Origin of the sequence: Schaalia odontolytica (assembly GCF_005696695.1) — a bacterium.
GTDB lineage: Bacteria > Actinomycetota > Actinomycetes > Actinomycetales > Actinomycetaceae > Pauljensenia > Pauljensenia odontolytica_C.
Genome location: NZ_CP040006.1, coordinates 577,834 through 604,621, shown reverse-complemented (window position 1 = coordinate 604,621; position 26,788 = coordinate 577,834). Strand labels below are relative to the sequence as shown.

General features: G+C 65.4%; 26 protein-coding genes. 10 read left to right on the top strand and 16 right to left on the bottom strand.

Annotated elements, in window-relative coordinates:
- Window positions 1-31: 31 nt before the first annotated feature.
- Window positions 32-3,442: an ATP-binding cassette domain-containing protein gene (locus FBF35_RS02600; protein WP_060566490.1), complete on the bottom strand. Its 3,411-nt coding sequence runs from the start codon at window positions 3,440-3,442 to the stop codon at window positions 32-34.
- A gap of 218 nt (window positions 3,443-3,660) precedes the next feature.
- Here FBF35_RS02600 and FBF35_RS02595 point away from each other — a divergent pair, with 218 nt between their 5' ends.
- Window positions 3,661-4,233 (top strand): GNAT family N-acetyltransferase, encoded by a 573-nt coding sequence (locus FBF35_RS02595; RefSeq protein ID WP_034465788.1) that lies wholly within the window; start codon window positions 3,661-3,663, stop codon window positions 4,231-4,233.
- A 14-nt stretch (window positions 4,234-4,247) separates the two neighbouring features.
- Here the strand turns inward: FBF35_RS02595 and FBF35_RS02590 are convergent, their stop codons facing one another.
- Window positions 4,248-6,149: a cation:proton antiporter gene (locus FBF35_RS02590; RefSeq protein ID WP_060566489.1), complete on the bottom strand. Its 1,902-nt coding sequence runs from the start codon at window positions 6,147-6,149 to the stop codon at window positions 4,248-4,250.
- A gap of 188 nt (window positions 6,150-6,337) precedes the next feature.
- Here FBF35_RS02590 and FBF35_RS02585 point away from each other — a divergent pair, with 188 nt between their 5' ends.
- Both FBF35_RS02585 and FBF35_RS02580 read left to right on the top strand, forming a co-directional pair.
- Window positions 6,338-6,931 carry a protoglobin domain-containing protein gene (locus FBF35_RS02585; RefSeq protein WP_048775147.1) on the top strand — a complete coding sequence of 198 codons (594 nt, stop codon included), beginning with the start codon at window positions 6,338-6,340 and terminating at the stop codon, window positions 6,929-6,931.
- Window positions 6,900-7,505 carry a methylated-DNA--[protein]-cysteine S-methyltransferase gene (locus tag FBF35_RS02580; protein WP_060566488.1) on the top strand — a complete coding sequence of 202 codons (606 nt, stop codon included), beginning with the start codon at window positions 6,900-6,902 and terminating at the stop codon, window positions 7,503-7,505. Before FBF35_RS02585 ends, FBF35_RS02580 begins: the two co-directional genes overlap by 32 nt.
- Window position 7,506: 1 nt before the next feature.
- Here the strand turns inward: FBF35_RS02580 and FBF35_RS02575 are convergent, their stop codons facing one another.
- Window positions 7,507-8,829 carry a hypothetical protein gene (locus FBF35_RS02575; protein WP_060566487.1) on the bottom strand — a complete coding sequence of 441 codons (1,323 nt, stop codon included), beginning with the start codon at window positions 8,827-8,829 and terminating at the stop codon, window positions 7,507-7,509.
- A 152-nt stretch (window positions 8,830-8,981) separates the two neighbouring features.
- Between FBF35_RS02575 and FBF35_RS02570 the strand changes: the two genes are divergently transcribed.
- The gene (locus tag FBF35_RS02570) at window positions 8,982-9,245 is read left to right on the top strand and encodes a type II toxin-antitoxin system Phd/YefM family antitoxin (protein WP_060566486.1); all 264 of its coding nucleotides are present in this window, start codon (window positions 8,982-8,984) and stop codon (window positions 9,243-9,245) included.
- Between the two features lie 2 nt (window positions 9,246-9,247).
- Complete coding sequence (locus FBF35_RS02565) at window positions 9,248-9,505, top strand: type II toxin-antitoxin system RelE family toxin (RefSeq protein ID WP_060566485.1); 258 nt, start codon at window positions 9,248-9,250, stop codon at window positions 9,503-9,505.
- Window positions 9,506-9,507: 2 nt separating this feature from the next.
- Here the strand turns inward: FBF35_RS02565 and FBF35_RS02560 are convergent, their stop codons facing one another.
- The 4 genes from FBF35_RS02560 to FBF35_RS02545 all read right to left on the bottom strand — a co-directional run bounded on the left by FBF35_RS02560 (window position 9,508) and on the right by FBF35_RS02545 (window position 11,928).
- Window positions 9,508-10,230 (bottom strand): nitroreductase, encoded by a 723-nt coding sequence (locus FBF35_RS02560; protein WP_060566484.1) that lies wholly within the window; start codon window positions 10,228-10,230, stop codon window positions 9,508-9,510.
- 69 nt (window positions 10,231-10,299) lie between these two features.
- On the bottom strand, window positions 10,300-11,349 hold the full coding sequence (locus FBF35_RS02555; protein WP_060566483.1) for a threonine aldolase family protein: 1,050 nt from the start codon (window positions 11,347-11,349) through the stop codon (window positions 10,300-10,302).
- A gap of 28 nt (window positions 11,350-11,377) precedes the next feature.
- Window positions 11,378-11,659: a type II toxin-antitoxin system YafQ family toxin gene (locus FBF35_RS02550; protein ID WP_060566482.1), complete on the bottom strand. Its 282-nt coding sequence runs from the start codon at window positions 11,657-11,659 to the stop codon at window positions 11,378-11,380.
- Window positions 11,659-11,928: a type II toxin-antitoxin system RelB/DinJ family antitoxin gene (locus tag FBF35_RS02545; protein ID WP_048775138.1), complete on the bottom strand. Its 270-nt coding sequence runs from the start codon at window positions 11,926-11,928 to the stop codon at window positions 11,659-11,661. The genes FBF35_RS02550 and FBF35_RS02545 overlap by 1 nt, the downstream gene beginning before the upstream one ends.
- Before the next feature lie 82 nt (window positions 11,929-12,010).
- Here FBF35_RS02545 and FBF35_RS02540 point away from each other — a divergent pair, with 82 nt between their 5' ends.
- On the top strand, window positions 12,011-12,832 hold the full coding sequence (locus tag FBF35_RS02540; protein WP_060567155.1) for a class I SAM-dependent methyltransferase: 822 nt from the start codon (window positions 12,011-12,013) through the stop codon (window positions 12,830-12,832).
- Between the two features lie 21 nt (window positions 12,833-12,853).
- Here FBF35_RS02540 and arfB read toward each other — a convergent pair whose 3' ends face one another.
- From arfB to FBF35_RS02525, 3 genes are read right to left on the bottom strand one after another with little or no spacing between them, the layout of a single operon-like run.
- Window positions 12,854-13,294 (bottom strand): alternative ribosome rescue aminoacyl-tRNA hydrolase ArfB, encoded by a 441-nt coding sequence (gene arfB, locus FBF35_RS02535; protein WP_060566481.1) that lies wholly within the window; start codon window positions 13,292-13,294, stop codon window positions 12,854-12,856.
- Window positions 13,295-13,333: 39 nt separating this feature from the next.
- The gene (locus FBF35_RS02530) at window positions 13,334-13,933 is read right to left on the bottom strand and encodes a uracil-DNA glycosylase family protein (protein WP_060566480.1); all 600 of its coding nucleotides are present in this window, start codon (window positions 13,931-13,933) and stop codon (window positions 13,334-13,336) included.
- Between the two features lie 57 nt (window positions 13,934-13,990).
- Entirely contained in the window at window positions 13,991-16,357 is a 2,367-nt protein-coding gene (locus FBF35_RS02525) for a hypothetical protein (protein WP_060566479.1), read from the bottom strand.
- 345 nt (window positions 16,358-16,702) lie between these two features.
- On the opposite strand from FBF35_RS02525, the gene FBF35_RS02520 reads away from it, so the two are divergent.
- Entirely contained in the window at window positions 16,703-17,710 is a 1,008-nt protein-coding gene (locus FBF35_RS02520) for an alpha/beta hydrolase (protein ID WP_060566478.1), read from the top strand.
- 96 nt (window positions 17,711-17,806) lie between these two features.
- On the opposite strand, the gene hemQ is transcribed toward FBF35_RS02520, so the two are convergent.
- Entirely contained in the window at window positions 17,807-20,011 is a 2,205-nt protein-coding gene (gene hemQ / locus FBF35_RS02515) for a hydrogen peroxide-dependent heme synthase (protein ID WP_060566477.1), read from the bottom strand.
- A gap of 203 nt (window positions 20,012-20,214) precedes the next feature.
- On the opposite strand from hemQ, the gene FBF35_RS02510 reads away from it, so the two are divergent.
- The 3 genes from FBF35_RS02510 to FBF35_RS02500 are packed head-to-tail and all read left to right on the top strand — an operon-like array spanning window position 20,215 to window position 22,613.
- Window positions 20,215-21,138, top strand: a complete 924-nt coding sequence (locus tag FBF35_RS02510) for an ABC transporter ATP-binding protein (protein WP_060566476.1) — start codon at window positions 20,215-20,217, stop codon at window positions 21,136-21,138.
- Entirely contained in the window at window positions 21,125-21,886 is a 762-nt protein-coding gene (locus FBF35_RS02505) for an ABC transporter permease (RefSeq protein ID WP_060566475.1), read from the top strand. Before FBF35_RS02510 ends, FBF35_RS02505 begins: the two co-directional genes overlap by 14 nt.
- Before the next feature lie 22 nt (window positions 21,887-21,908).
- Window positions 21,909-22,613, top strand: a complete 705-nt coding sequence (locus tag FBF35_RS02500; protein WP_060566474.1) for a TetR/AcrR family transcriptional regulator — start codon at window positions 21,909-21,911, stop codon at window positions 22,611-22,613.
- 2 nt (window positions 22,614-22,615) lie between these two features.
- On the opposite strand, the gene FBF35_RS02495 is transcribed toward FBF35_RS02500, so the two are convergent.
- The 5 genes from FBF35_RS02495 to FBF35_RS02475 form a co-directional block, all read right to left on the bottom strand.
- Complete coding sequence (locus FBF35_RS02495; RefSeq protein WP_060567153.1) at window positions 22,616-23,749, bottom strand: glycosyltransferase; 1,134 nt, start codon at window positions 23,747-23,749, stop codon at window positions 22,616-22,618.
- 136 nt (window positions 23,750-23,885) lie between these two features.
- Window positions 23,886-24,464, bottom strand: coding sequence for a GNAT family N-acetyltransferase (locus tag FBF35_RS02490; protein ID WP_060566473.1), 579 nt, complete (start codon window positions 24,462-24,464; stop codon window positions 23,886-23,888).
- Window positions 24,465-24,702: 238 nt separating this feature from the next.
- Complete coding sequence (locus FBF35_RS02485) at window positions 24,703-25,248, bottom strand: GNAT family N-acetyltransferase (RefSeq protein ID WP_060566472.1); 546 nt, start codon at window positions 25,246-25,248, stop codon at window positions 24,703-24,705.
- A gap of 352 nt (window positions 25,249-25,600) precedes the next feature.
- Complete coding sequence (locus tag FBF35_RS02480) at window positions 25,601-26,056, bottom strand: hypothetical protein (protein WP_060566471.1); 456 nt, start codon at window positions 26,054-26,056, stop codon at window positions 25,601-25,603.
- Window positions 26,056-26,643: a TetR/AcrR family transcriptional regulator gene (locus FBF35_RS02475; protein WP_060566470.1), complete on the bottom strand. Its 588-nt coding sequence runs from the start codon at window positions 26,641-26,643 to the stop codon at window positions 26,056-26,058. The genes FBF35_RS02480 and FBF35_RS02475 overlap by 1 nt, the downstream gene beginning before the upstream one ends.
- Between the last annotated feature and the right edge of the window lie 145 nt (window positions 26,644-26,788).

The window sequence follows — 26,788 nt, the reverse complement described above, 5'->3', positions numbered from 1 at the left end:
CTCGTCCCGAGGTGGGACGAGGCCACGTGCATCACTCGGAGCGCAGGGCTTCGACCGGGTCCTGGCGCGAAGCACGCGAGGCCGGGATGACGCCCGCAATCACGGTGAGGCCGACGGACACCGCGATGAGTGTGAGGGCCGTGAGCGGCGAGAGCTGGGCAATGTTCTCCACGTTGAACGAGGAGTACGCGATGCCGTTTGCAACCGCACACAGCCCGTAGGTGACGCCCACGCCGATCAGGCCCGCCAAGAGGCCTTCGATGACGGTCTCGGCGTTGAACACGCGGGACACGTCGCCCTTCGAGGCACCGATTGAGCGCAGGATGCCGATCTCCTTGCGGCGCTCGAGGACCGAAATGTAGGTGATGATCGAGATCATGATCGAGGAGACCACGAGAGAGATCGACACGAAGGCGATGAGCAGCCAGGAGATGATGTCGACGATCTTGGTCACCGAGCTCATGAGCGCGCCCATGACGTCGGAGTAGGTGATGACCTTATCTGTCGCGCCCGCCGCCTTGTTGTCGGCGTTGTAGGCGTCCAGGGCGGCCTTCACCTTGTCCTTGTCCGCGAAGGACTTGGGGTAGATCGAAATGTTCGACGGGGACGCGATGTCCGCCCACCCCAGGTTCCTCAGGTTCGTCTCCAACGTCGGCACGTTCGTGGAGAACATGGTCGCCATGAGGGCCGCGAGGGACTTCTCGTCCAGGTTGGAGTGGAAAGCGTCGGCGAAAGCCTGCGGGTCCATGGAGAAAGCGCTGGACATGTTGGTGGCGAACTGCTCCATGGTCGCGCCGATCTGGTCGCCGATCGCGGTCGACAGCTGCGTCATCATCGAGGTCATCGCGTTCGTCATGGCTTCCTGCATGACCTGACCGATGACGGCACTCACGCCCTGGGTAAGAGTGCGACCCAGCTGGGCGGCGATCTGCGCGGAGATCGCGTTCATGACCTGAGTGGAGACGTCGGTGCCGATCTGGGCCAGGGCCGGGTCGTCCCCGAGGGCCTTCGTCAGGTTCGCGGCGAGCTTGTCGGAGTCGACGACCTTGTCCGAGGAGACGGCCGCTCGCAGCTGCTCGAGCACCTCGGGCTGAGAGAAGTACGCCGAAGCCAGGGTCGCGAAGTCCGTCGTGCCGCCCGCCTCAATCTGCTCGCGGGCGTAGTCCTGGAAGCCCTGGGCGATCTGGGAGGCTTGTGCGCTCAGGTAGTCGGCTGCACCGTCCTTGACGGCACCGTCGGCCAGGGCGGAGCGGATGATCGTCTGGAAGTCGACGTTGGCCAGCTGCGGCAGGTCCTTGCTCAGCTCCCCGAAGTCGAGGCCGGACAGGTCGAAGGTCATGCCGGACTGGGCGCCGGACTGGGCGGCAAGGGCCGACAGGTCGATGTTCGACAGATCCATGCCCGACATATCGAGGTTGGAAAAATCGAGGCCGGACAGGTCCATGCCGGAAAAGTCCAGGCCCGACAGGTCCATCTGCATCTTGCTGGGGTCGATCTGGAAGGCAGCGGAGAGCTTGGACTCGTCCACCGTGAACAGGGAGGACATGTCGAAGCCGCCGGACTGGCTCTTCTGGTTGTCAGCCAGCTCCTTGAAGGTCTTGCCGGTGAACACATCGACGTCGGGCTTGGCGCGTTGGGCCTTAACGATCGGGCTGGCCGCCGCCTCCTCGATGATCTGGTAGGTCAGGGCGGGCGTGTAGGCGATGCCCTGGCGCAGGGCACCGCCCTTGTCGGAGTTGGGCTTGACGATGCCGGAGATCGTCAGCTGCTGCCCGCCGTCCACGAGCTTCTTCATGTAGTCCGCGTCGGAGGAGCGGTCCGTCCAGACCTTGTAGGTGTCGTCCCACGTGTACTTGTCGAAGGCGTTGACGCGCCGGAAGGTCGTGCCCAGGATCGCGGAGTAGTCGTAGGTCGCGGTACTGGCCCCGGACTGCGCGCCCGACTGCGTCCCGGACTGCTTCTTATCCCCCAGGGCGCCCTGGTAGTACTGGCGCATGAGGTCGTCGAATTCCTTGTGGTCTTTGAGACCCAGGGTGTATTCGAAGAGGTTGGGGATGTTGCCATCCTCGTCCAAGACCAGGACAACCTGGTTCGCGCCACTCGGCCAGGAGCCGGCGACCACGTCGTACGCGGAGGTGTACAGCGAGGTCGTGGCGGGCATCTGGTAGAAGGGATTGGTGACCATCATTGAAGAGAAGGCCCCGGAGCCGAAACCCGCTTCCATCTGCTTCATCGACTGGTCGGGGCTGACCTGCACGGTCGCCTTGGACGTGTCGGACTGGTAGATCTGCGGGACGATGTCGTAGTCGTACTCGATCGCGTTGACCATCGTGTTAATGTCGCCGCCGTTGTTGTCCAGGTAGGTCTTGAGGGAGGCCAGGTCGTTGGTCTTCGCGTCGCGGATCGTGTCGGCGAAGGTGCGCAGCTTGGAGACACCGACCTTGCCGTCGGGCGCAGGCTGGGAGTCTTTGGAGTCCGAGGCCGACACGGACAGCGCGGCCGTCATGTCGATACCGGTTTTCTGGATCGTCAGCGGATACGCGCCCAGCGTCTCCTCTTCGGTTTTTGCGATGTAGGCGTTGGTGCCGTTGGCCAGCGCGAGGATCGCGGCGATGCCGATGATGCCGATGGACCCCGCGAAGGAGGTCATGAGGGTGCGTCCCTTCTTCGTCATCAGGTTGTTGGCCGACAGCGACAGGGCCGTCAAAAAGCCCATCGAGGTGCGGCGCGCGGGCTTGGCTTCGCGCCGGTCTTGCGCGGTGGGCACGAAAGGATCAGAGTCGGCGACGATGCAGCCGTCGGCCAGCTCAACGATGCGGGTCGCGTACTCGTGGGCCAGCTCGGGGTTATGCGTCACCATGATGACGAGGCGGTCGCGGGCCACATCTCGCAGCAGGTCCATGACCTGCACGCTCGTCTTGGAGTCGAGGGCGCCGGTGGGCTCGTCGGCCAGCAGGATCTCGGGGTCATTGATGAGGGCTCGCGCGATGGCGACGCGCTGCATCTGGCCACCCGACATCTGCGAGGGCTTCTTGTTGACGTGGTCCTTCAGGCCGACACGTTCAAGAGCGTCAAGGGCGCGCTTGCGACGCTCGGAGCGCGAGACGCCCGACAGGGTCAGGGCCAGCTCGACGTTGGCCAGGACACTCTGGTGCGGGATCAGGTTGTAGGCCTGGAAGACGAAGCCGATGCGGTTGTTGCGGTAGGCGTCCCAGTCGCGGGCCTTGTAGTCCTTCGTCGAAATGCCGTCGATGACGAGGTCGCCGCTCTGGAAGCGGTCGAGGCCGCCGATGACGTTGAGCATCGTCGTCTTGCCGGAGCCTGACTGGCCCAGCACGGCCACAAACTCGTTGTCTCGGAACGCCACGGAGACCTTGTTGAGCGCCACCTGCACGAGGTTGGCGGTCTGATAGGCCTTGACGATCTCCTTGAGCTCTAGCACGCTTCATCCTCACATCTGCTGTTGAATCCGCATACAAGTCTAGGCGAGCGACCATCGCCCAAGACCGCCGGTGTTCACTGACTGACCCCTGATCGTCCCCTGACAAGCCCCTGAAGTCGTATCTCCCGCGTCACATCGCGGGCCCCAAAACCCAGCCCGGGCCTCGTTCATCGAACAGCCTCTAGGGGCGCGGACAACCGAGCGGCTAGACTGATCCCATGACCGACCTCACCCAGATTCCCGTGCCCAACGAAGGGCCGATTACTGACAAAGTCAAGGAAATCTACGAGCGTTCCTTCCCGCCCGAGGAGCAGATCCCCCTCCCTGAGTTGTTGAACAGCGCGCAGTTGGACCAGGTCTCCTTCCTCGCGTGGATCGATCCGTCCCTGCCCGCGGGCGAGGACGGGGCTGGCAACGTGGTCGCCCTGACCTTCTCCTTCGCCTTCCCCGACCTGTTCTACCTGGGTTTCCTCGCGGTGGACGGGCGCACGCGCAGCGCGGGCTACGGCTCGCGCATCCTCACCCACTTCCGCGAGCGCTACGGCGACGTGCCGCAGCTGCTCGAGATCGAGCCGGTCGTGCGCGAGGCCGGGAACTACCAGCAGCGCGTGCGTCGCCTGAAGTTCTACGAGCGCAACGGTTTTACGGTGACGAACATGCTCACGCACGAGGCCGACCAGACCTACCGGGTCCTGGCGCGCGACGGGATCGTGAGCCCACAGCGCCTGGAGGAGGCGCTCAATTCGGTGACCGACGACCCGGCGTACGCGTCGCGGGTGACGACGGTTTAACGCCCTCCCCGGGGTCAGTGGCCGACGCCGCTGCTCGAGACCAGGAGGATTTCCTCGTTGTCGAGTCGCGCGAGCGCGCCTTCCAGGGCGGCCGAGGAGAAGATGCCTTCGTCGCGGGCCTGCAGGAGGGCGTCGCGCTGGGCGTGAATGGCCTCCAGCGCCAGTTCACGGATCTGGTCGCGCGTGAAGGAACGCTCAACCTCCTCCTCGCTCATGTCGACGGTGCCGTGGCCATCGTCGTCGCTGTCGCCGGCGGCATCCTGGAGGATGTCCGTGAGGACGCGGTCTGCAGCGTGCGCCGTCCGCACTTGCTCACCCATGCCCTCGTCAGTAAGTGCATGCCCCAGCCGGGAGAGTGTGCGCGAGACGCCGGCCGACAGCAGGGTCTGGCCGTCGACCTCGTGGATCGCCTGGGCGAGGGCGGTGTCCACCAGCGCGGAGCCCATCACCTTCAGGAGCTTGGCGCGCTCCTCCTCGGAGATATCGCCCGTGGCCATCTGGGGCTTGACGATGCGAATGAGTCCGGGCAGGGTCAGGCCCTGGATGACGAGGGCACCCGCCGCGATGAACAGGGCGATCGTGAGCAGCAGCGCGCGCATCGGCGCATGCGTCGAGATAGTTTGCGCGGCGGCCAGGGTGATCGCACCTCGCATGCCCGCCCACACGATGACGCTGCCCTCGCGCGGCCCCAGCGGCTCATTCGCGAAGTAGTCCAGGTCCGATCCGCGCATCGCGTTGCGGCGCGCGCGCCGCTTGAGACGGCGACGATAGTGGTTAAGCGCGTCTTCCCAGTGTTCGGGACTCAGGTCGCGGGCCTCGAGCATGTCGGCGTCGACTTCGCAGGCCTTGTTCATGCGTTTCTCGAAGCGCGCGATTCGCGAGTTCTCAACTTCGTAGCGGCGTTGACGGTGGGTACGGCGGTGGTCCAGCCAGGCAAGCATGATGGCGATGAAGATGGCTCGCATCACCATGATGAGCGCGCCGAGGATGACGGCGAGGAACGCGGCGAAGGCCAAGCCGCCGGAGAACGCGGCGGTCTCCTCGACAATGCCGAAGGCCTGCAGGCCCATCGTCAGGAAGATCCCGCTCTCCAAGACGAGCGTCATGGTCTGCCAGTTCTGCTGGGAGAAACGCCTGTTCGCCGCGGAGATAACGGCCGCGCGTCGGCTCGAGACGACCAGTCCGGCGACGACGGCCGCAACGAGGCCGGACCCTCCCAGGTGCTCGGCGGGGACCGATGCGATGAAGGGCATCGCGAAGGAGAAAACCGTGTCGGCCGAGGGATCCTTGATGAGGGCGCGCAGACGCACGCCGACCTCGCCGACGACCCAGCCAATACCCGCAGCGATGCCGAGGGCGATGGCGACCTTACCGATGAGCGGGCCCGGGTGGAGGGCGTGTTCGTCGGCGGCCAGGCCGGCGCTCATCGCTGCGGAGAGCATGACCAGCGAGGTCGCGTCGTTAAAGAGCCCCTCGCCTTCGAGGACCGTGATGATGCGGTGGGAGACACCCGAGCGTTTCGCGATCGAGATGGCGACCGCGTCCGTCGGCGACAGGACCGCGCCCAGCGCGACACCCCAGGGCAGGGAGATCGCGGGAACGAGCCAGTTGATAACGAATCCGACCGCGAAGGCGGACAGGAACACGAGGGGAATCGCGAGCATCGCGACGGCCTGCATCTCGCGCCGGAAGTCCATGGTCGGCATACGCACGGCCGCCGAGAACAGCAGGGGTGGCAGCACCATCTCGAGGATGATGTTCGGCTCAATCTCGATGGCGCCCACCTGCGGCAAGAAGCCAATCGCCAGGCCGATAACCAGCAGAATCAGCGGCGACGCCACGCCCACCTTGGGCGCGACGAATTGGCATGCCACGATGATGAGCATTCCGGCCAGGGCGATAAGAAGGGGTTCCATAGGTCAATTGTATTGCGAGCAACCCCACCGGCGTCGTCGCCATCTCACCACGTCGGCTACCGGCGCCGCGAACTCGCGCGGCGTACCACGCCCCGACCGCATGGCCTCGACACCATCCCCGAATGTCAAACAGACCCACACGATCAGAGCACGTGCTACAATCGACGCATCGGTTCAAGGAGGTTCTCATGACCGCTTACGACCACTCGTCGGGGTACACCTACGGCACCGATGCCGTCCCCACATCCCCGCTCACACTCGAGGATCTACGCCAGATTGAGGCCGCCGCACACGTCCAGCCCGGTGACGCAGAGCTGCTCTCACGAGCAGAACCCATCCTGGCGCCACACGCTATGGAAATGGTCGACACGTGGCGCGGAATTCTGGCTCAGAAGACGTATCTGGCAGCACATTCCGCGCACCCGGACGGGCAGCCGAACCCCGAGTACGCGCAGGCGTCAAAGCCGCGCTTCGCCCAGTGGATCATCGACATGTGCACGCGCGAGCGTGACCAGGCGTGGTTGGACTACCAGTACCTGATCGGCGCACGGCACATGTCCGCAGCGAAGAACGCGGCGGATGGGGCGGACTCGACGCCATTCGTGCCACTGCGCTACGTGCTCGCCTTCATCGCGCCGACTGTGGAGGTCGGTCACCGTCTCCTCGCGGAGGGCTTCGAGGGTGACGAACTGAGCGCCGTCCGTGATGCCTGGACTCGCGCTGTGACTGTCGCCGTGACAGTGTGGGCGTATGCCTACCGAGAGCACCCCGAGCAGTTCTGATCCGGCGCTCGCCACCTACGACTCCCCCATCGGCAGCCTCACGCTGGCCGCGCGGGGCGGTTCGCTCGTCGGCTTGTGGGTGGTCGGGCAGCGTTTCTTCGGCTGCCCCATCGGCATCGGCGAGGCCTCGGCGCGCTCCGCGCTCGACCTGACCTCGTCCGTTTCTCGGGACAGCGTCCGCGCCAGGGCCGGGTGGGGCGAGGCGGACGCGCGGGCTCTGGGCGCGGCGATGTCCTGGCTCGACGGATACTTCGCGGGCGAGGCCCCCTCCCCCGCCACCATTCCCCTCGCGCCCGAGGGCACGGACTTCCAGAGACACGTGTGGGAGGCAATGGACGCTATCCCCTACGGCGCGACGCGCACGTACGGGCACCTCACGGCCACGCTGCGGGACGCAGGTGTGCCCGCGTCGGCCCAGGCGATCGGCGGAGCGGTGGGGCGTAATCCCTTGCTGCTCATCCGCCCCTGCCACAGGGTCGTGGCGGCCACCGGCCCGGGCGGCTACGCGGCCGGAGCGGAGGCGAAAGCCTGGCTGCTTGCGCACGAGGCGGCCACGGCCTCGCCGGTGAGCTGACTCAGTCGTTCGCCCGGTCGGCCTCGATCGCCTGCTCGACCAGGGCCTCATCGACGGGCAGAGCCTCGCGCGCGTAGGCGGCGGCGTCGTCCTGGGTGTCGGCGATCTGCTCGGCGATCGAGTCAGCTTCGCGGCGCAGCTCGGTGCCATCAACGACCGAGGCCTGGGCAAGGGTTCGCGCCTGAGCACGGTGCTCGTCCGTGTACTCCAGGTCGTCGGCGTGCTTGCGCACGAGGACGCGAATGAGCTTGCGACGCAGGTTCTCCTCGCGCAGGACGGCGGAGCGCTCGCGCAGCCACCCAACCGCGAGGACGACGAGGAGGGCGACGCCCAGCCACCCGATGATCGGATACATGCCGCCGATCAGCTTCTTGAAGCCCATGAGTGAGGCCGCATAGCCCACGGCGACCACGCCGACGAGGACGATGCGCATGCGGGTGGTCTGCCCGCCCGAGAAGCGGCGCGCCGTCGAGTAGAACAGAGAAAAGACCGTGTTGTAGATGAGCGCGAAAATGATGAGCGTGTAGACGAAGGCAAAGGCCGGGTGGATCGAGCGCGCGATCTCGAGGGCGGGGACGTTCACGTCCCAGATGCGATCCACGTTCAGGTACAGGCACAGGGCGTCCGCGCCGATGACGAGGGCGATGATGGTGCCGCCGATGCGCCCGGCGCGGCGGGCCTCGCCGATGCGCAGCACCGAACCGCCGAGCACGAAGGCCATCGCGATGCCGTTGACGACGCACAGCGCGAAGTAGTTGATCGTGGAGAGCCACAGGTTGGGCAGTGCCGGGGTGACCTGGGTGGCGGCGGCGTTGAGCTCCGCGACGCCCGGGTGCGGTGTGGCCAGCGAGTAGATGGTGAGGATCGTGATCGCAACGATGATCATAGGCGTGAAGACGCCGATCACCTTCATGATCCGGTCGAAATCCAGGAAGGCCGTGAGAACGACCAGAACCGCGCACAGGGCACTCCCCGCCCACGCGGGCAGACCGAACTGCTGCTCGAGGTTCGCTCCCGCGCCCGCGAGCATCACGAATCCCATCGCGAAGCCCGAGAAGACGAGCACGACGTCGATGACGCGGCGCAGCGCCGGGTGGGTGATGCGCTCGAAGACCTCGTCGTGGTGGCCGGACCGGTAGTAGGAGCCGAGCTGGAGCGCGACCACGCCGAAGACGACGTTGAGGACGCCCAAGACCGCGATGCCGATCAGGCCCTTCGCGCCAAAGGAGAGGAAGTACTGGAGCAGGTCCTGGCCACTCGCCAGGCCCGCGCCGATAATGACTCCCACGTAGGCGAAGGCGACAGAGAGGTACTTCTTGGACATAGGGTCCTTCCGATTGCGAACGTTTCACGAGGCCGTGGCCTCGTTCCACGGTAGACGCTCACCCGGGTGTCAGGTATGTCCGTGGGAAATTGTTCACGCTCACGATGAGTAACAGAGGCGCAGATGTGTACACAATGTACTAAAATGCCACTATGAACACACTCGCTACGACGCTCTCCACTCGCGAGCTGCGCGCAAACCTCTCCGACGTCCTCGGACGAGCCTCCTACGGCGGCGAGCGTATCGGAGTGACGAAGAACGGCCGCCTCGCGGCAATCGTGATCGGCGTCGATGACCTGTTGGCCTTGGAAGAACTCGAGGATGCACGCGATCTCGCAGCCTTCCGCGAGGCGGTACGCAACGACGACGGGCAGCGCGTCAGCCTGGACGACCTGCGCGCTGAGCTCAACGACTAGCGATGTACCGCGTCGAATTCACCTCAGCGGCGGCGCGACAGGTACGCAAGCTGGATCGACCGGTGCGCGCCCGCTTGCTGGATGCCATCGAATCGCTCGCCACTTCTCCTCACCCCGACGGAGTCAAGAAGCTCGCGAGCTCGGAGAACGCGTGGCGCATCCGCGTCGGCGACTACCGGATCATCTACTCAATCGAGGACGACATCCTGGTCGTGACGGTCGTGCGCGTCGCACACCGCCGCGAGGTCTACCGCTCGTAGCGTTACTTGCCTTCGAGAAGCTGGATCGGCGGGCGCGGCGCCTGCATCGCGTTGATCGGGGCCTCGGGATCCGCGTAACCGAGCGCAAAACCGGTGATGAACCGGTACCCCTCGGGGATCTCAAATTCGGTTTCGACGGGCTCGCGCCAGGTGGCGAGGATGCCGACCGGGCAGGAGTCGATGCCACGCGACTTGGCGGACAGGAACAGGGTCTGGAGCATGAGGCCAGCGTCCAAGGCGCTCCACGGGAGCATGTCCTGATGAACGAAGACGAAGCCCATGACGGGCGCGTCGAATGCCGTGACGTTGCGGCGGTTCACGCGGTTGCGCCCCTCGATGTCGGCGCGCTCGATGCCGTGGATGCCGTAGAGGAGCTTCGCGACCTCGATCTGGGCGGGGCGCACCTCGTCCGGGTAGCGCTTGCGCACCGGGAAGTCACCGTCAGGCACGGGGATCTCCACGGTCGGGTCCTCGGCCTTGCGGGCGTGGGCTGCGATCTCCTCGTCGAAGAGACGCCCGTAGTGTTCGCGCAGGCGCTGGGCACGCTCGCCCGTGGCCAGGGCGACGCGGAAGGCGCGCGTGTTGGACCAGGACGGCGCGGTCGTCGCGTCGGCGAGGATCGCCTCGAGGACCTCGGCGGGAATCTCCTGGTCTGTAAAGGCGCGCGTGGAGCGGCGCGAGGCGGTCAGGGCCGAAAAGTCGTTCGTCTCAACGTTGAGTGTCATGCGCCCAGGCTAACCCGGCTTCACTCCCCCGTTCCACCCAGCCCGCCCACCGGACGGCTGCCGTCCGAGCTACCGGGCCAGGGCTTGCTCGAAGGCCATCACGTCCTCCTCGGGAGTGGCCCAGGAGGTGCCGATGCGCGCGAGGTAGCGACCATCGGGCAGGGTCTCCCAGATGCTGTAACGCACCTTGTCCGAGAGGCGCTCGTGCCCGGCCTGGTCGAGGGCCACGAAGGTCAGGTTGGTCGGCGAATCCATGGTGACGACGTAGCCGGCACGCTTGAGGGCCTCGCGGATGCGCGCAGTGGCCTGAACGGCGGGCTCGCCGATCGTCAGGTAGAGGCCGTCCTCGAAGAGCGCCTCGAACTGCACGCCCAGGAGGCGCCCCTTCGCCAGGAGCGCACCGTGCTGCTTCATCTGGGTGACGAACTGGCGGATCGATCCGCGCTCGGGGATCACCACGGCCTCGCCGAAGAGGGAGCCGCACTTGGTGCCACCGATGTAGAAGACGTCGGTCAGGCGCGCGAGGTCGGCCAGCGTCACGTCGTTGGCGGGCGAGGCCAGCGCGTATGCGAGGCGCGCACCGTCGACGAAAAGCTTGAGGTCGCGCTTGCGACACACGGCTGAGAGCTCCTCAAGCTCCTGCAGGGAGTAGAGGGTGCCGTACTCGGTGGGCTGCGAAATATAGACGAGGGCGGGGGCGATCATGTGGTCACGCGCGCCATCGCCCTCCCACGCCGAGCAGATGCGTTCGACGTCGGCGGCATTGATTTTGCCTTCGACGGCGGGGGTGTCGAGGATCTTGTGGCCGCCGCGCTCGACGATGCCGGCCTCGTGCATGTTGATGTGACCGGTGTTGGGGGCGATGACGCCCTGCCAGGGCAGGAGGATCGCGTCGATGACGGTCGCGTTCGTCTGCGTGCCGCCGACCAGGAAGTACACGTCGGCGTCGGGGGCCTGGCAGGCCTCGCGAATCAGGTTGCGGGCACGCTCGCAGTGCTCATCGGTGCCGTAGCCGGCGGACTGTTCCATGTTGGTGGCGACGAGGGCGTCGAGCACCCGGGCGTGCGCGCCCTCCTGGTAGTCGCTAGAGAAGTTCGGCAGCGTGGCAGAAAAAGTCATTGGGCCATTATTCCACGCAGCGCCGTGCTTAGAGGCCAAACAGATCTGCGTGGGTTCCCGTCCGCGTGAGGGTCAAAACCAGGCGCTCGCCATCCACGTAATAGATCAGCAGCCAATCAGGCTGAACATGACACTCACGATGCCCCCGCCAGTCACCCCCGAGAGCATGATCTCGGTGCGAGATAGCGAGTACCTCGCCAGCTGCCAACGTTCGGATAACTTGATCCAGACGATTGATGTCGAGCCCGCGCTTCATCACACGCTTGTAGTCGCGCTTAAACTTCGTTGTCCAAACGACTTTCAGAGTCATTAGCGCTTCAACTCCGCCAGAGCGTCTTCAACATCCATGGCCTCAACACCTGGATCAGAGGCCAGCTGCTCCGCTTCCAACATCGCCAAGACAGTCTCACGCTGCTGCTCATTCAGACGCAGATCGAAGGGCATTCCACCCACCCGCACGCTCTGACGGAGGAAAGCGTTCACAGCGGACGTCAGATTCATACCAAGCTCCGCGTAGATCGCTTCAACCTCACGCTTAAGATCTGCATCCATGCGCACACTAAAATTCACAGTTGCCATGCACGAACCTCCTTCTGCATGTCATTATACATACATAAACTCTATCAAGACATGCACTTAAGGCGCAGTGAAGGGCTATCTCATGTCGACACAGAACAGCACAATTAACCGAGACTCGCAGGCCTATTGGAACAAGAGGGCCGCGACGTTCACGAGAGACGCGACCATCGACTACGAGCGCTGGCTCCTGGATCTCCTCGCGCTCGAAGATGGTGATGAGGTCCTCGACATGGGGTGTGCGACGGGCACGCTCGCCGTCCCCCTCGCCCGCGCCGGGCACCGCGTCCACGGCTGCGACTTCGCCGAGGCCATGCTGGCTATCCTCGACGAGCGCGCGGCCGCCGACAAACTGCCGATCACCTCCCACCTACTCGCCTGGGAGGACGACTGGGAGGAGGCGGGCCTGGGTGAGAACAGCGTGGATGTCGCCTTCGCGTCACGCTCCCTCATGAGCGGGGACGTGCCCGCTTGCGTGCGCAAGCTCGACGCGGCGGCCCGATCACGCGCGGCGGTCGTCGTGCCCGACAGCCTGCTCCCGTCCCGTGACCCACGCCTGCTCACCTACCTGGGACGCGCAGCGAGGCGCTCGCACGTCGTCCGCGACGTGACCCGCGCACTCACATCCCTGGGGCGGATCCCGGTTTTCGCGACCACACGCACCTTCCGCCCAATGCGTTTTTCTTCCTTCGATGAGGCCCGCGCGGACCTTCGTCGCCTGGCCGGCCCAGAGCCATTCACCGCGCGCGAGCAGCGACTTTTCGATGCCTACGCGGCCCAGCATATCGTTCGCGAGGCTCCCGCTGATCCCTCTGAGGTGGCACGGGAACACTGGGTTCTGGACTACCTCCTGCCCGTCACCTGGGTGTTTATCGGCTGGCGCACCGACGGGAGCGAGTGGGCGTAGGCGGCCTCGGCCTCGTTCTTCTTAGTCCGCATCCGGGCGGCGCCTGCGCGCCTTGACCTCCGAGCGCCTCTTCTTGTCCGCGAGGCGGCGCAGTTTAGACGCGCGCGTCGGCTTCGTGGCGCGCCGCGGGATGGGCGGGACGAGGGCCGCGCGTAGAACTTCCGCGAGGCGTTCGCGCGCGGCGGCGCGGTTGCGGCGCTGGGAACGGGTCTCGGCGGCGGTGATGGTCAGGACGGTCCCGGTGAGTCGCTCGCCGAGCACCGACAGGGCTCGCTCGCGCTGCTCGTCATTCAGCGCGACTGTCGCAGCGAGGTCCAGGCTGAGCTGCACCCGCGAATCCGCGGTGTTGACGCCCTGCCCACCGGGGCCCGACGCATGAGAGAAGCGCTCGACCAGATCCCCCGCGGGCACGACGAGGCCGCGCGGGCAGCCGGGCCCGGGAGGGATGCGCAGATCGTTCATGCGCTCTAGTGTGCACCACCCAGCCCGGCCCCGGCCTCGTCAGGCGAGCAGGGAGGCGACGCGCTCCTTCAGGTCGGGCAGCACGTCGGCGGCGAACCAGGGGTTCTTCTTCATCCACATCTGGTTGCGCGGCGAGGGATGGACCAGCGGGAAGTAGGTGGGCAGATACTGCTTGTAGTCGCGCACGACCTCGGTCAGCGAGGCCGAAGACTTCAGACCGAGGTAGCGCCTGGTGGCGTACGCACCGACAAGGATCGTCATCTCGAGCTTCGGCATGAGCTCGAGCAGGCGCGGGTGCCACGTGTCGGCGAAGTCCTTGCGCGGAGGCAGGTCGCCGCTCTTTCCCGTACCCGGGAAGTAGAAGTCCATGGGGACGATCGCGAGCTTCCCGGACTCATAGAAGGTGTCCCTATCGACGCCCATCCAGTCGCGCAGACGGTCGCCGCTGCGGTCGTTCCACACGATGCCGGTCTCTTCGGCGACTCGCCCGGGTGCCTGACCGACGATCATGATGCGGCACTGAGGCCCCGCGTAGAACAACGGCTTCACGCCTCTCTTCGTGAACGAGGCATTGGCCGGGTCTGCGGCGATCTCCTCGGCGATTGCGCGGACGGCCGGGTCGGTGATCTCAGGTGTCATAAACCCAGGGTATGCCAACCCCGCGAGCGCGCAACCCCCGGCGACTGACAGCTCACACTAGTCCGACTCTGGAACGCGGGCGATATCAACGCTCCCGCTCGGCGCGAGATCACCGCGCTCGACAGCAGCCTCACGCACTTTCTTTTCTAGCCTGCCCAGCTCGGCCACGGCGTAGCCGAGGTGAGAACGCCCCTTTTCCAGGCTTTGCCTCAGCTTCTTCTGATCTTTCTCTTTCGTTCCCTTCAAGGCGTCAATCGTCCGATTATCCGCGTCGATCGCGCGCTCCAAGCGCGCCTTCGATTCCTCGATGACCCTCAGTGCCTGCGCCGGTTTTTCCTCAAGAAGCACCGAACACTGGGCGAGCCACTCAGCACACCCTTGCTTCACCTGTTCGGCATAGTCCTTGCTCAGGACTCCCACCAGCGTCGCACCGCTGGCTGCAGTCGTCAGCCCGATAACTGCCCCGCCGCCCGTAATGATGGCGGTACCACCGGCCATACCGAGGCCTCCCGCAGCAAGGGAACCACCACCTACCCACGCGAGGCTCGCACTCGTCAGCGCCGCACCACTCAACCCAGTCACGGCCCCGCCCGCAAGAACCGTAGCAATCACGGGTGCCGCAGCAGCGGCCGCCCCACCCGTGGCGACGGTTGCAGCCACAGCCGCAGCACCGCGCAGCGCCCACTTCGTATAGGTGCCCGACAGCCAACGGTCATATGACTGCTGCGCACCCTTCAGACGCTTAAGTAAGGCCGCATCGATGACATCTTGCTCAGCCACGAAGACATCGGTCAGCCATGTCTGGGACAGCGAGAGGCCACGTTCGGCAGCGTAGGGCTGGTAGCCCAGCAGGTTCTGGGCGATGGCCAGGCGGACTAGCTCCCCACCCTCTCCCGAACAAATGCCCCGAAGCTCACGGTAGCCCTCGGCGGACTCCAGAAAGTAGCTGCCCTGGCCCGCATCAGCGGTAATTTCTTGCCTGCGCTTCCACGCGCCGATCTGGATTTCCTTGCGGGCGCGTTTGTCCTCCTTTTTCTCACGTTGACAGTCATCCTCGAGCCAGACCATGCGAAGCGAATCCAGCACGCGCTGCACGTCCTGCCCTAGCGGTGCATAGACGGCGACTTCTGCACCCTTTTCACTCTTCTGACGCTGCTCCCACCAGGCCTCCACATCCTCGTAGATGTAGGAGCTGTCGGCCCGAAGGGCGAAAGCAAAACGGCCAATCCCAGCGTAGTTGAGGCGCATGAAGAACAGGGGAACCGCCCCCACCCCACCACTGGCAGTGCCTTCCACCACCGCGCGCACGGCTGCAATGCCCGAGTTGACGACCACGAAGGAACCCGAGGCAACGGTCAGCATGCGCGTGAGCGCACGGCTGTTGAGAGGCAGGAATCGCGAGGGATTGATGCGCGCCAGATCCTTGACGCTGGACACGTCGCAGCGCTTCAACTCGTCGACGAACCGAGTGATCGTGTAGAAGCCACGAACAATGCACTCATTCGCGAGAACAGCGGGAACCTGCGTCAGGATTTGCTCCGCCAAGCCAACCTCCGTCCGCAGATCGAAGCGTAGGGGATTGCCGTCCTCATCCTTCAATAGGGTGCCGTTGAATGCTTTGGAAATCCACTGCGACAGTGTCCGCATCTTGCCCTCATAACCGATGGACAAGTCACGGAAGAATGGCAGGGACGAGGCCTCCTTGAGGAATGATAGGAGAGGCCCGGGGATTCCGGTGCCCGCGCCGGGGGTCGAGCTCGAGCCGGCCATGTCGCTGATGAGATGAAAGAGCCATTTAACGGTGCCATAGAGAATCTTTTCTGGAACGTTGCGCCCAACAAGCAATCCGTCCTTCATAGCGTCGGCAGGCAGGTCGAAGATTGCGAAAGTGCCGTCTGTCTTGGTTCCAAACCCCTTGCCAGTGAATTGCATGAGGAGGGAGCACACGAGTCCCACGGGCGAGGGGTGGTGCGAGAAGTCGCGGAGGTGATGCTGGAGCCCGCCACCGAATGCTGCGGTGAGCTTATCCCCCACGGATGGGAATCTCTTTTCGAGGAAGCGGATCGCGTCTGCGATGTTTGGGTGTTCCTTGTCGAGGCCCGCGCGCTGGGCCGCGCCGATCACGATTTTCTGAATTTTCTCCTCGCCAAACTTGCGAGCCTCCGTCAGGTTGATGTCTTTCTGCCACAGGGAGCCGAGTGCTCCCATGAGAATGCCGCTTGCCGCAGCGAAGAGATAGTCCCTGAACTGTGCGGGCGAGGCGTTCGGATCGAGTTCGAACGCAGCGGTTTCGTCCGGCTCGCTGCCCTCACTCAGGCTGACCTCGTATGTCCCCTCAACCCGAACGTCCGTCAGCTGGGGAAGAGGGGTTTCAGGAAACACCAGACGCTCATTGTCGCCACGACGGATCAGGTCCCGGGTCATGCTTGCTCCCATGCAATTCACGATAGATACCGGGAGACTAACACGATAACCATCCACACGTATCGACTCTCACTCCACACTTCCCTCCTCCCCTGCTCTGTCCCTCTCCCACATTTCGCATGCAATTCCCCTAGCATCCGTTTAGCCGATGCCCAATAAACCTTGGAATCCCAACGATCACGATTCAAATCTCGAAAGACTAGCGCGGGAATTGCATGCGAAATTGGAGGGAAGACTCAGCGCGGGAAGGGCCACACCGATTGGTAGCGACGCAGCGGGCAGGCATACAGTGGAGCGCATGAGGACAGCTGAACGCATGACGACGAACGGGCTGAGGCGCAGCCAGTGACAACACGACTCGTACGGAAAACCAATAGGTTCCGCATCACCGCCATCATCGCACTGTGCCTGCTCGCCCTCGTGGGGGTCACGTCGTTCGCGCTCAATCGTTCGGGCAACGGACAGAAAGACCCCACGGCCATTGCCTACGAAGAGGACGAGGACCCCCTGCCCGAGGGCGTCGCCTCACTCATGGACACGGCCCAGTCTCTGCACGGCACGATCGACACGATCACCTACGAGCAGAGCTACGAGGGAACGACTTACACCAAGCAGGCCTACGTGTACGTTCCCGCGTCCTACGCCTCGGACACACCCGCGAACGTCCTCTATCTGACGCACGGCTGGTGGGGGAACGCCGCCGGCCTCGCCGATGGCGTCGCGCCGGTCGTCGACGAGCTGGAGACCGCCGGCAAGGCTGCACCGACGCTGGTCGTTTTCGCGACCTACTATCCGGATCGCTCGTTCGCGACGGATGACTACGAGGAGGACTACACCCTCAATCGCTTCTTCGCGACGAGCGAGATCGATACTCTGATCGACGCCGTTGAGTCTCGCTACACCACGTTCGCTCGCGGGGACACCTCGGACGAGTCACTGCGCGCTTCGCGCAGGCACCGCGCATTCGGTGGTTTCTCGATGGGCGCGACGACCACGTGGGATGTTTTTGCCTTGCGTCCGCAGTACTTCTACGGCTACATGCCGATGGCCGGCGAGTCGTGGATCGGACGCGAGGAGGACGCGGATTCCCCGCGCATCGCCGAGCTGGTGACCGCCGGCGTCGAGCGCGCCCACTATGGGCCACGCGACTTCCTCATTCTCGCGTCGGTCGGCTCGGAGGACCCGGCCCTGTGGGACATGACCCCGCAGATTGATGAGCTCCGCGAGGACTATCCAGACCTCATGACCGAGGACAGCCTGCAGCTGTGGATCGACGACGGCGAAACCCACTCAATGGCCTCGATCGCCAACCAGGTCGAGCACAACCTGCCGTTGCTCTTCCCGGGCAAGTAGGGCGTGCCACACCGCGTGATCGCGACGCACGCAGCCCCGGCCTCGTTCCTTTTCTCAGGGACGAGGCCGGGGCTGACTTGCAGATAAGCGAGACCCTTATGCGCGGGGCTGGCGCTCCGCCCACTCGCCGAGGCTCACGCGCGGACCCGTGAAGAACGGGGTGTCCTCGCGCACGTAGAGGCGCGCCTCGGTGTAGCGCTGGGCGTGCATGACGCCCTCCAGGCGGTCCAGGCTGTCGGCCTCGAACGCGAGCACCCACTCGTAGTCGGAGAAGCCGAAGGCGGAGAGGGTCGAGCCCTTGACGTCCGGGTACTGTGCGAAGCCGTTGCGGCCGTGTTCGGCCATGATGCGGGAGCGCTCTTCGGGGGCCTTGAGGTACCAGTCGTAGGAGCGCACGAAGGGGTAGACCATCGCCCAGTCGCGGGGCGCGACGCCGCCGAAGCAGGCGGGAATGTGGCGCTTGTTGAACTCGGCGGGGGTGTGCAGGCCCATGCAGGACCACACCGGATCCAGGAACTTGCCGAGCGCCGACGCGCGCAGGCGGTGGTAGACGTCCTGGAGGACCTGCGGGTCGTCGTCGAGCCACCACACCATCAGGTCGGCCTCGGCACGGAAGCCCGAGACGTCGTAGAAGCCGCGGATTTCTGCGCCCGCGCCCTTCACGTAGTCCAGGGATTCGGCGACGATGCGGCCGCGCTCGTCGTCGTCGGCGGGCAGGGACTCACCGAGCGCGAACACGGAGTAGAGGGCGTAGTGCTGCTTGTTGTTGACCTCGTCGAAGTCGACGTCCGTCGCGTCGCGCGGGTCGGTGACGCGGGCGTGAGCGGCGTGCGAGTGGGGCGTCGCCTCGGTGCCCGCGTGGCGGGCCTGGTGGCGTGCGGCGTGCTCACCGACGCGGTCCGGCACTCCTGCGGGATGTCCCGGGTTTTCCGGGTTCTGCTCGGGCGGCACGACGGCGTGGGGATGCGGGGTAGACATGGAGTCCTCCTGAGTTGTGGCTGATTGACCGGCGGCTCGGGCGGGCGCGCCGGAAGAATGAGGGGCGGCGCCGGGGTGGGCGCTCACAGCGGCGGGTGAGGGGTGGCCAGGGCGTGCCGGAGAGAGGCAGCAGTCGCTCGGGCAGACGGTGTGGAAGGGGCCGGTGCCGGTCACGGTGACGGGCGAGGGATTCTCGCCTCGCGCCTGGGCCGCGCGCTCTTCGAGCACGTCGACCAGGGAGGACACGAAGGCCGGATCCGTCGCGACGGTGTCGGCACGCTCGTAGGGGATCCCCAGGCGCGCGGCGGTCTCCTTCGCCTCGGTGTCGAGGTCGTAGACGACCTCCATGTGGTCGCAGATGAAACCGATGGGGACGACGACGGTGCCGGTCGGAGGCGCTGTGTCGGCCGCGATCTCCTCAAGGAAATCGTTGATATCGGGTTCGAGCCAGCGGGCCTGCGGGGGCCCGGACCGCGAGCAATACACGAGGTCGTAACCCAGATCCTCGCGGCCAAGAACGCGGCGCAGCTCGGGCATGATCGCTTGGATAAGGGCGTGGTGCTGGGCAACGTAGCTGATTTCAGTGGCCGGGGTTCCCGCCGGCGACGAGGCCTCGCTCCCCTGCTGCTCGGCGCGACCGCCCGAGGCCGCCACGGCCTCGTCGATCGAGGGATGGAACGGGAAGGGCGAGGACCCCGCCTCCATGCTCACGGGGATGGAGTGGGTAACGAAGATCAGGCGAATCCCGGAGGTATCGACGCCTCGCGCAGCGAGGGCCTCCCACGCACGCTGGACGGACGCGATCTGCGCGCTCGCCATGCCGGGGGTCGAATAGTAGGGGCGGACCTTGTCCAGGATGATGTCGGCGTCGGGATTGTCGGCGCTGTCCTCAACGCCCAGTTCGATCGTCCCCCACTTGTCGTGCAGGGCCTCCGCGGCCTCGGCGAGGTCTTCGCGGTACTGGCGACACCCCGAGTACGAGGCGTAGGCGGAGGTAGGCAGGACGAGGATGCGGCGGGCGCCCGCCTGGGCGAGCTCATCGAGGCCTTCGGCGACGAAGGGGTGCCAGTTGCGGTTTCCCCACCCGACGGGGATATCGTGCCCACGCCTGGCGAGTTCCGCGGACAGGTCGGCGATCAGGCGCTGATTACAGGCGTTAATGGGCGAGACGCCGCCGAAGCGCTTGTAGTGAGCGGCGACCTGAAGCAGGCGTTCGTCGGGGATTCCGCGACCGCGCGTCGCGTTGCGCATGAACGGCAGGACGTCGTCCGGGCCATCCGGGCCACCGTAGGACAGCAGCATGATCGCGTCGTAGGTATCCATACCTGGCACTTTCAGTCCTCCTTCACGCCTAGCGTGGACAGTGTAGGGCCGCTCCCCTTCCCACTGCAGCGACAGATTGTCAGAAAAACGCGGTAAATCAGCAGTTTTCCCCTGAGCGCAGCGCCACCTTGCACACAAAAGTTAACACTGTTAACCTTGTCCGCGACACAAAGTTAACAGCGTTAACCGATGGGAGAGTCACCGTGTCACATCCACACACTCCAGGCCTGGAGGCCCGGGGAATCCTCAAGAGCTACGGCACCCACGAGGTCCTGCGCGGAGTCGACCTGCACGTCGAACCCGGACAGATCCTCGGCTTGCTCGGACGAAACGGGGCGGGCAAGTCCACGCTCATCACAATCCTGTGCGGCCTGCGCCGCGCCGATTCGGGAACCGTGACCATCTGCGGCCACCGCCCCGCATCCACCGAGGCCGCACGATCAATCGGGTACGCACCCCAGGACCTGGGCATCTACCCGGACCTGAGCGTCGCCCAGAACCTGGCAGCCTTCGGCGAGCTGCACGGGCTCGGCCGACGCGAAGCAGCCTCGCGCGCCGGCGAGGTCATGGAACTCCTCGGCCTCACAGAGAAGCGAGGACAGCGTGCCTCGCACCTGTCAGGCGGGCAGCAGCGCAGGCTCCACGCGGGCATGGCGATCATGCACCGCCCGAGCCTGGTCTTTATGGACGAGCCGACCGTCGGAGCGGACGTGGAGGCGCGCAGCCAGATCCTGCGCGCGGTCCACCAGCTCGCCGACGAGGGCGCGGCCGTCGTCTACACCTCGCACTACCTTGCCGAGTTCGAGGAGCTCGGCTCCGACATCGCGATCCTGAACGAGGGGCGCATCGTCGCGAGCGGCACGCTCGAAGAGATCGTCTCTCACCACGCGCGCGCCGAGGTCACGCTCGAGTTCGATCGCCCGATCCCCTCGATCGACGGGTGGAGCGCCGACGACAGGCGTCTCCACCTCATCGGGGACGAGGCCGACCCAGGTTCGCGGATCGGCGAAGCCCTAGCATCGCCCACCCTTCAAGGCGCGCGACTGATGGACGTGCGCATCACGCAGGCGAGCCTGCACAACGCGTATCTGCAGATCATCAAGGAGAGTGACCATGTCGCAGCTTAAGCAACTCGGGGCTATGACCCGCCTGAACATCCGCCTGCAGCTCACCGACCCGGCGCCCACGCTCATCCTGACGGTGATCCCCCTGGTCCTGATTCCCTTCATGATGCCGGCATTCAAGTCGATGCTTCTGGCCGACGGCTACACGGGCGTCACGGGCGCAGAACAGGCGGTCCCATCGATCGCGATCCTCTTCTCGTTCCTGGCCGTGCAGAACATCATCAGTTCGTTCTTCAACGAGCGTTCGTGGGGCACGTGGGAGCGTCTCGAGGCCTCCCCAACCTCGCGCGCATCCATCTTGACGGGCAAAGCGCTGGTCGCCTTCCTCATGCAGACCGTCCAGATCGCGGTTGTCCTCGCGCTCGGCGCGCTCATCTTCGGGTATCGACCGACCGGCTCCCTCGTCGCCCTCGCCGTTATTCTCCTCAGTTTCTCGGCGGTTCTATCGGCGCTAGGCGTCGCGCTCGCGCTGTGGTCGCGCAGCCGCGACGCAGCCCTGTCGTTGTCGAACATCATTGGCATGCTGGCGGCGGGCATCGGCGGGTCTTTCTCCACGGTCTCCTCGTTCCCCGATTGGGCGCAGCACGCCGCACGCCTGTCCCCCGCCTACTGGGCGATTACCGCGATTCACGAGGTGAGCCTGGACGGCGCGAGCCTTGCCGACGTCGCGACGCGGATCGGCGTCCTGTGGGGTTTCTTCGCCGTGATCGCGGGGCTGGCACTGATACAGTTCCGTTATCACAGGGAGTAACGTCCACCGAAGCGGAGAGTCCATGCCGTCGTCACGCCAGCGCGCACTATCGCGAGAGATCATCTTGTCGACCGCGCTCGACTTGGTTGACGAGGAGGGGCTCTCCGCTTTGTCTCTGCGGTCCCTGGGAAAGCGGCTCGGCGTCTCCCAGGCCGCTTTTTATCGCCATTTCCCCGACAAGGCCGCGCTCCTGGAGGGCATCGCTGAGCAGGTCTGGCGCCTCACGTTCGAGGCCTTCCTGGACCGCGTTGACGCCGGGGCGGCGATCCCGACGCACGAGGTGAGTGAGCCGACCGAGGGCACCCCCGCCTCGCCCCTGCTGACCTACATGCGCACCTACGCGCACTGCCTGGCATCAACGCTGCGTTCCCACCCGGGCGCGGTCATGCTGCTGCTCACGCACCCGATGTCGACGCCCGAGCAGCTCGCGCTCCTGGCGCGCGTGTTCGTGACGCTGTCCCGGCGCGGCTTCACGCCGAACGCGGACATGCTGGGACTCGTCAACGCGGTGTCGATCTACACGACGGCGTTCGTCGCCGCCGAGGTCGTTCCGCCCGTGGGCGGCTCCCCCCAGCAGCCCGCCGACCTGTCAGCCGCGAGCGCCGCACTCGACCCCGAGGACGCGCAGGCACTGCGCCCGCTCATCGAGGATCTCCTGGACGGCCGCTACGACTTCAACGCGCAGTTTGAGCGGGGCCTGGAGGCGATCCTGCGAGGCTGGAGCTGACGCTAACCGACCAGTTCCTCGACCTCGCGCACGATGCGCTTGGTGCCACCCAGAGAGGACAGCTCCTCGCGCAGCCCTCGGATCCCCGAGGTCAGGGCGGGTTCATCGACGAGGCGGCGGGCGGCGCGTGCGATGAGCGCCGGCTTGGGCTCGCGCACGGTCAGGCCGCAGCGTGCGTTTTCCACGGCCTCGGCGTTGAATTGTCGCTCGAAGACGCGCCCCGGGACGATCACCTGGGGGACTTCATAAGAAAGGGCATCCATCATCGAGTTTTGCCCGCCGTGATGCACGAAAACCTGGGCGCGCGGCAGGAGATCGGCGAAGTCGAAGCGGGGCGCGCAGCGCACCGTGTGGCCGCCCGAGACCTGGGTGGCCTCGGGCGCTCCCGCGACGTACACGTCGCATCCGAGGGCCCGGGCGAGCTCTCGCCCGGCGCGCACAGCGACGCCCGCGGGGACGCTGCCCGCGCCGAGGTAAACGAGGGCACAATCTCGAGGCGTCGCCGGCAGGGCGGGCGGCTCGTCCAGGAACCCGCAGTAGACGGCCCGCTCCCCCGCCCGCGGTTCCAGGGTCGGGCAGCTCGGGATGAACCGGCGCCGTATCCCCTCAAGGACCGTCAGGGACGAGGCCGGGGCGGGCATGCCCATCTCGCGCAGCAGGCGTCGAATTCCCGTGGATTTACGCGGGTTGGAAGCGTAGACGGCGGTCGTCGGCTGTGAGGCGCTGCCCACGCATGGGATGCCCTCGGCGCGGGCGGCAATGACGGCGGCGAGGCTGAATTCGGAGTAGACAACGTCGGGGCGCGAAGCACGCATGTGGGAGCGGAGCGTATCGATGGCCGCGCGCGTGTAGCGCTCGTCGAGGGCACCGGTCAGCCAGAGGACCTCCTCGAAGCTATGCACGGGCTTGCGGCCCATGAGGCCGAGGCGCGCGGCCAGGGGGAAGGTGTGGCGGGCGATGGCCTCGGGCAAGCCGAGGGGCGAGGGCACCGGAATATCAAGCGTCGGAGCGATGGGATCGGCGCAGTTGCCGTCATCTCCCCACGCGAGCGTGACCTCGTGGCCACCATCCCGGAAGGCCCGGGCGACGCGCTGCGCGCGCGACCACGGCCCGCCCATCCGCGAGCGGGCGACCATGGGAACGACGAGAACCTTCACGATTCAAGGGTACGCCGCTCGCAATCGCGCGCCCGCAGCACGCCCACGCACCGACCAAGGAATGTCCACCATGAACACCGATAAGGTCGAGGGCGTCGACTGAGCAGCTACACCACTAGCGGCCCAGGCGCTTGACAAAGCGGAACATGTAGTCGGCCTCGCCCATCGGCTCGCCCGCTCCGCGGAGATGCGAGGTGTCGGGGTGATGTTCGTTGAAGAACTCGACGATGTGGAAGCCGCACTTGTTGACGTAGAAGTGGATGTTTCGCACCTCGAAATAGGGCGTCTCCAGGGTCCATTCCCTCACCTGCGGGTGGGCGGCCTCGATGGCGAACCAGGCGCGCGTCCCCACTCCCCTGGAATGAACCGAGGCCTTCATCGCGAATAGGAGAACCTCGCCTCGATGCCCGACGACGGTGAGGATGACGTTGCCCACGACTTCGCCGTCCTCAAGGATGCGATAGGCGAGCGCTCCCGGTGCATTTAGGGACTCCTCAATGTCGGACAGCGGGAGAATCGGCTGCTCCGTCGCACTGCCCTCGCTGGGACCAGACGGATGCTGCTCACGCGCGGCGAGACGCTCCCCCACGAAGGATCCCTGCGGGTTGCCCTGGAAGTACTCGAAAGATTCCTGAAAGTCCGCGATCAGCGCAGGACGCTCGGTGTCAGTCAGGGGCACAAGCATGATCGTCATGGGCTCATCGTATCTGCAAACGGTTGCACATCTGAGAGCAGTGTCTCTTTCCTCAGCGTCCTGGAGATGGGGCCCAACGACGCGAGCCCCCACAAGCCGAAGGGGTACACATGGAACGACTGCGCGTCACGCCATTCGTCGTGCACATTATCAAGGTGCCCCACTCGTTTCGACGAAAGGAACTGGGGTTCTAGGCTCGTCAAGCTAGACACATAACCGCCAGCTACCCTCCGGGGCGCTACAACTCCAGCCTCATGTGCACGAGCTCCTGGTAGCCCGAAGCCGCGGACCGGTAGCCTCGTGGGTTGCGCCCATACTCCTCGAACCCCACGCACCGGTAGAGGGACAGCGCGCGTTCATTGTCAGCCACCACCTCGAGCTCGAGTTGGGTGTATCCCGCCCGGCGCGCACTGTCGATGCACGCGTCCATGAGCACTCGGCCGATCCCCATCCCCCAATGATCTGTGAGGATGCTGATGCCGAAGCGCGCCCGGTGCACCACCTTGCGCCTGCTGCCCACCGCCGTGACTCCTGCGCTCCCCACGATCCGTCCATCAAGGACGGCGACGAGCTCGACCTCATCGTCACTGCGTTCCATTTCCGCCAGAGCGCGAGCCTCTTGTTCATCATCAGAGCCTTGCTCGTCCGGGTATGACAGCAGGTAGTCGGTCTCCGCATGCGTGCGCTGCATGATGTCACGCAGCGCGCGAGCATCCGACGCGCTGGCATTCCTCACGAGGAGCTCCACCCCGCCCGTTAATCGCACCGTTTTGGCGTACCTCATCCTCGGTTCCCCTTCCTCCCCGACGACAGTCCTTCACAACAGTGTGAACGCCCCGCAGCATGCTATCAGCCCGAGGTAGCCACATTCACGCGCCCTCAGCCTGCACCGAGCGCCTGGCCCTGCCGACACGACCATCACCCCGTTCAAGCAGCTTTATTATCGAAGTCTTTTCCGTCGGACACCGCCGACACATCTACCAGTGATCACGTGACCGCGTCAGCGCCGCCCAGCATTACCGCCAGTTTTATACCACCACTGGCGGTAATCGCGTGGCACTAAAGGGCAGATGACCCACACAACGGCGGGAGGCCTCGTCCATTGACGAGGCCTTGGCTGGGAGAGCGTGAAACGCTCAGTCGGTCCCGTGGAACGCCCAGGCGCGACCGCGCACGCCGCGCGCAATGTAGCTGGCGCCTGCGAGGCTCAGGGCAAGGCCGAGGCCGGTGTAGAAGAAGGCGATGAACCAGTCAGGGAAGAGCCCTGCGGCGCGCATGCCGATACCAAACGACATCATGATCACCATCATCATGTAGCTCTTGCGGTCGAAGAAGCGGACGACGTGGTGGCGCTCCCCCTCCAGGTCAGCGATGCGCTGGGCGTTCTTCTGAACGAGCTTGCTGAACATCGGGTGGAAGGCACAGAAGATGGCGACCGCGCCGCCCGCGAGCGCAACGAGGACGATTGCGGCGAGGCCTCGCAGGTCGATGGCCGCGCGCACGCCGAGGATCGCGACATTCAGGCCGGCGAGCAGCCAGACGACGCCGGCGACGGCGATCAGGGGCTGTTTCTTAATGCGGAATCGACTCATTATTTTGCTTCCTTTTCGTCTGCGGTGTCGTCGTACAGGGCGGCGTCGAGGAGGGCGAACAGCGTCTCACACTCGCCGCCCTCCATGAGCGAAGCGAAGATACTGCGCAGCACGTAGCGACACAGGGCCTCGACACTCATGGGGCCGACGAGTCGGCAGCGATCCACGGCCTCGTCCGCGTCGAGGACACGCGCGAGCCCGCGCTCGATGTGGGCGAGCATGGGGGCACGCACGGCTTCGAGGGCTTCCTGTTCTGCGCTGGGGAGGCGACGCATCTCGGCGAACCAATCGACGCTCATGTCCGCGCGCGCAGCGCACAGGGCCTCGCGGAAGCGCCGCACATAGGAGGTGAATCGTTCACCGAGGCGCACGGCGCACAGCTCGTCGGAGAGATTCTCTTCGAAGAAGCGGGTGAGCACGGCGGCCGTCAGGTCCGCCTTGGTCGGGAAGTAGCCGTAGACCGAGCCGACCGCGATGCCGCATGCGCTGGCGACCTTGCGCACGGAGAGCGCAGAGATGCCGTCGCGCGAGGCGATGGCGTAGGCCTGGCTGACCAGTTTCTCCGGGTCGATCACTTGTTTGGGCACTGTTTCCTACCGTCTCACTACCTACGACAATCCATAATGAACACTGTTCAGTATAGGTGCGCGCGCCCCTTCGTCAACAGAGGGCACTAGGGATCGCACCACTGCCACCAGCAACTCATCAGACATTGACGAGGCCCGCCCTGCT

What these genes read in the sequence shown, in the direction of transcription:
- FBF35_RS02595 (WP_034465788.1), top strand. Translation starts at nt 3,661, where the DNA reads ATGACCGACCTCACCCAGATTCCCGTGCCCAACGAAGGGCCGATTACT.
- FBF35_RS02590 (WP_060566489.1), bottom strand. Translation starts at nt 6,149, where the DNA reads ATGGAACCCCTTCTTATCGCCCTGGCCGGAATGCTCATCATCGTGGCA.
- FBF35_RS02585 (WP_048775147.1), top strand. Translation starts at nt 6,338, where the DNA reads ATGACCGCTTACGACCACTCGTCGGGGTACACCTACGGCACCGATGCC.
- FBF35_RS02580 (WP_060566488.1), top strand. Translation starts at nt 6,900, where the DNA reads ATGCCTACCGAGAGCACCCCGAGCAGTTCTGATCCGGCGCTCGCCACC.
- FBF35_RS02575 (WP_060566487.1), bottom strand. Translation starts at nt 8,829, where the DNA reads ATGTCCAAGAAGTACCTCTCTGTCGCCTTCGCCTACGTGGGAGTCATT.
- FBF35_RS02570 (WP_060566486.1), top strand. Translation starts at nt 8,982, where the DNA reads ATGAACACACTCGCTACGACGCTCTCCACTCGCGAGCTGCGCGCAAAC.
- FBF35_RS02565 (WP_060566485.1), top strand. Translation starts at nt 9,248, where the DNA reads ATGTACCGCGTCGAATTCACCTCAGCGGCGGCGCGACAGGTACGCAAG.
- FBF35_RS02560 (WP_060566484.1), bottom strand. Translation starts at nt 10,230, where the DNA reads ATGACACTCAACGTTGAGACGAACGACTTTTCGGCCCTGACCGCCTCG.
- FBF35_RS02555 (WP_060566483.1), bottom strand. Translation starts at nt 11,349, where the DNA reads ATGACTTTTTCTGCCACGCTGCCGAACTTCTCTAGCGACTACCAGGAG.
- FBF35_RS02550 (WP_060566482.1), bottom strand. Translation starts at nt 11,659, where the DNA reads ATGACTCTGAAAGTCGTTTGGACAACGAAGTTTAAGCGCGACTACAAG.
- FBF35_RS02545 (WP_048775138.1), bottom strand. Translation starts at nt 11,928, where the DNA reads ATGGCAACTGTGAATTTTAGTGTGCGCATGGATGCAGATCTTAAGCGT.
- FBF35_RS02540 (WP_060567155.1), top strand. Translation starts at nt 12,011, where the DNA reads ATGTCGACACAGAACAGCACAATTAACCGAGACTCGCAGGCCTATTGG.
- arfB (WP_060566481.1), bottom strand. Translation starts at nt 13,294, where the DNA reads ATGAACGATCTGCGCATCCCTCCCGGGCCCGGCTGCCCGCGCGGCCTC.
- FBF35_RS02530 (WP_060566480.1), bottom strand. Translation starts at nt 13,933, where the DNA reads ATGACACCTGAGATCACCGACCCGGCCGTCCGCGCAATCGCCGAGGAG.
- FBF35_RS02525 (WP_060566479.1), bottom strand. Translation starts at nt 16,357, where the DNA reads ATGACCCGGGACCTGATCCGTCGTGGCGACAATGAGCGTCTGGTGTTT.
- hemQ (WP_060566477.1), bottom strand. Translation starts at nt 20,011, where the DNA reads ATGGATACCTACGACGCGATCATGCTGCTGTCCTACGGTGGCCCGGAT.
- FBF35_RS02505 (WP_060566475.1), top strand. Translation starts at nt 21,125, where the DNA reads ATGTCGCAGCTTAAGCAACTCGGGGCTATGACCCGCCTGAACATCCGC.
- FBF35_RS02500 (WP_060566474.1), top strand. Translation starts at nt 21,909, where the DNA reads ATGCCGTCGTCACGCCAGCGCGCACTATCGCGAGAGATCATCTTGTCG.
- FBF35_RS02495 (WP_060567153.1), bottom strand. Translation starts at nt 23,749, where the DNA reads ATGGTCGCCCGCTCGCGGATGGGCGGGCCGTGGTCGCGCGCGCAGCGC.
- FBF35_RS02490 (WP_060566473.1), bottom strand. Translation starts at nt 24,464, where the DNA reads ATGACGATCATGCTTGTGCCCCTGACTGACACCGAGCGTCCTGCGCTG.
- FBF35_RS02485 (WP_060566472.1), bottom strand. Translation starts at nt 25,248, where the DNA reads ATGAGGTACGCCAAAACGGTGCGATTAACGGGCGGGGTGGAGCTCCTC.
- FBF35_RS02480 (WP_060566471.1), bottom strand. Translation starts at nt 26,056, where the DNA reads ATGAGTCGATTCCGCATTAAGAAACAGCCCCTGATCGCCGTCGCCGGC.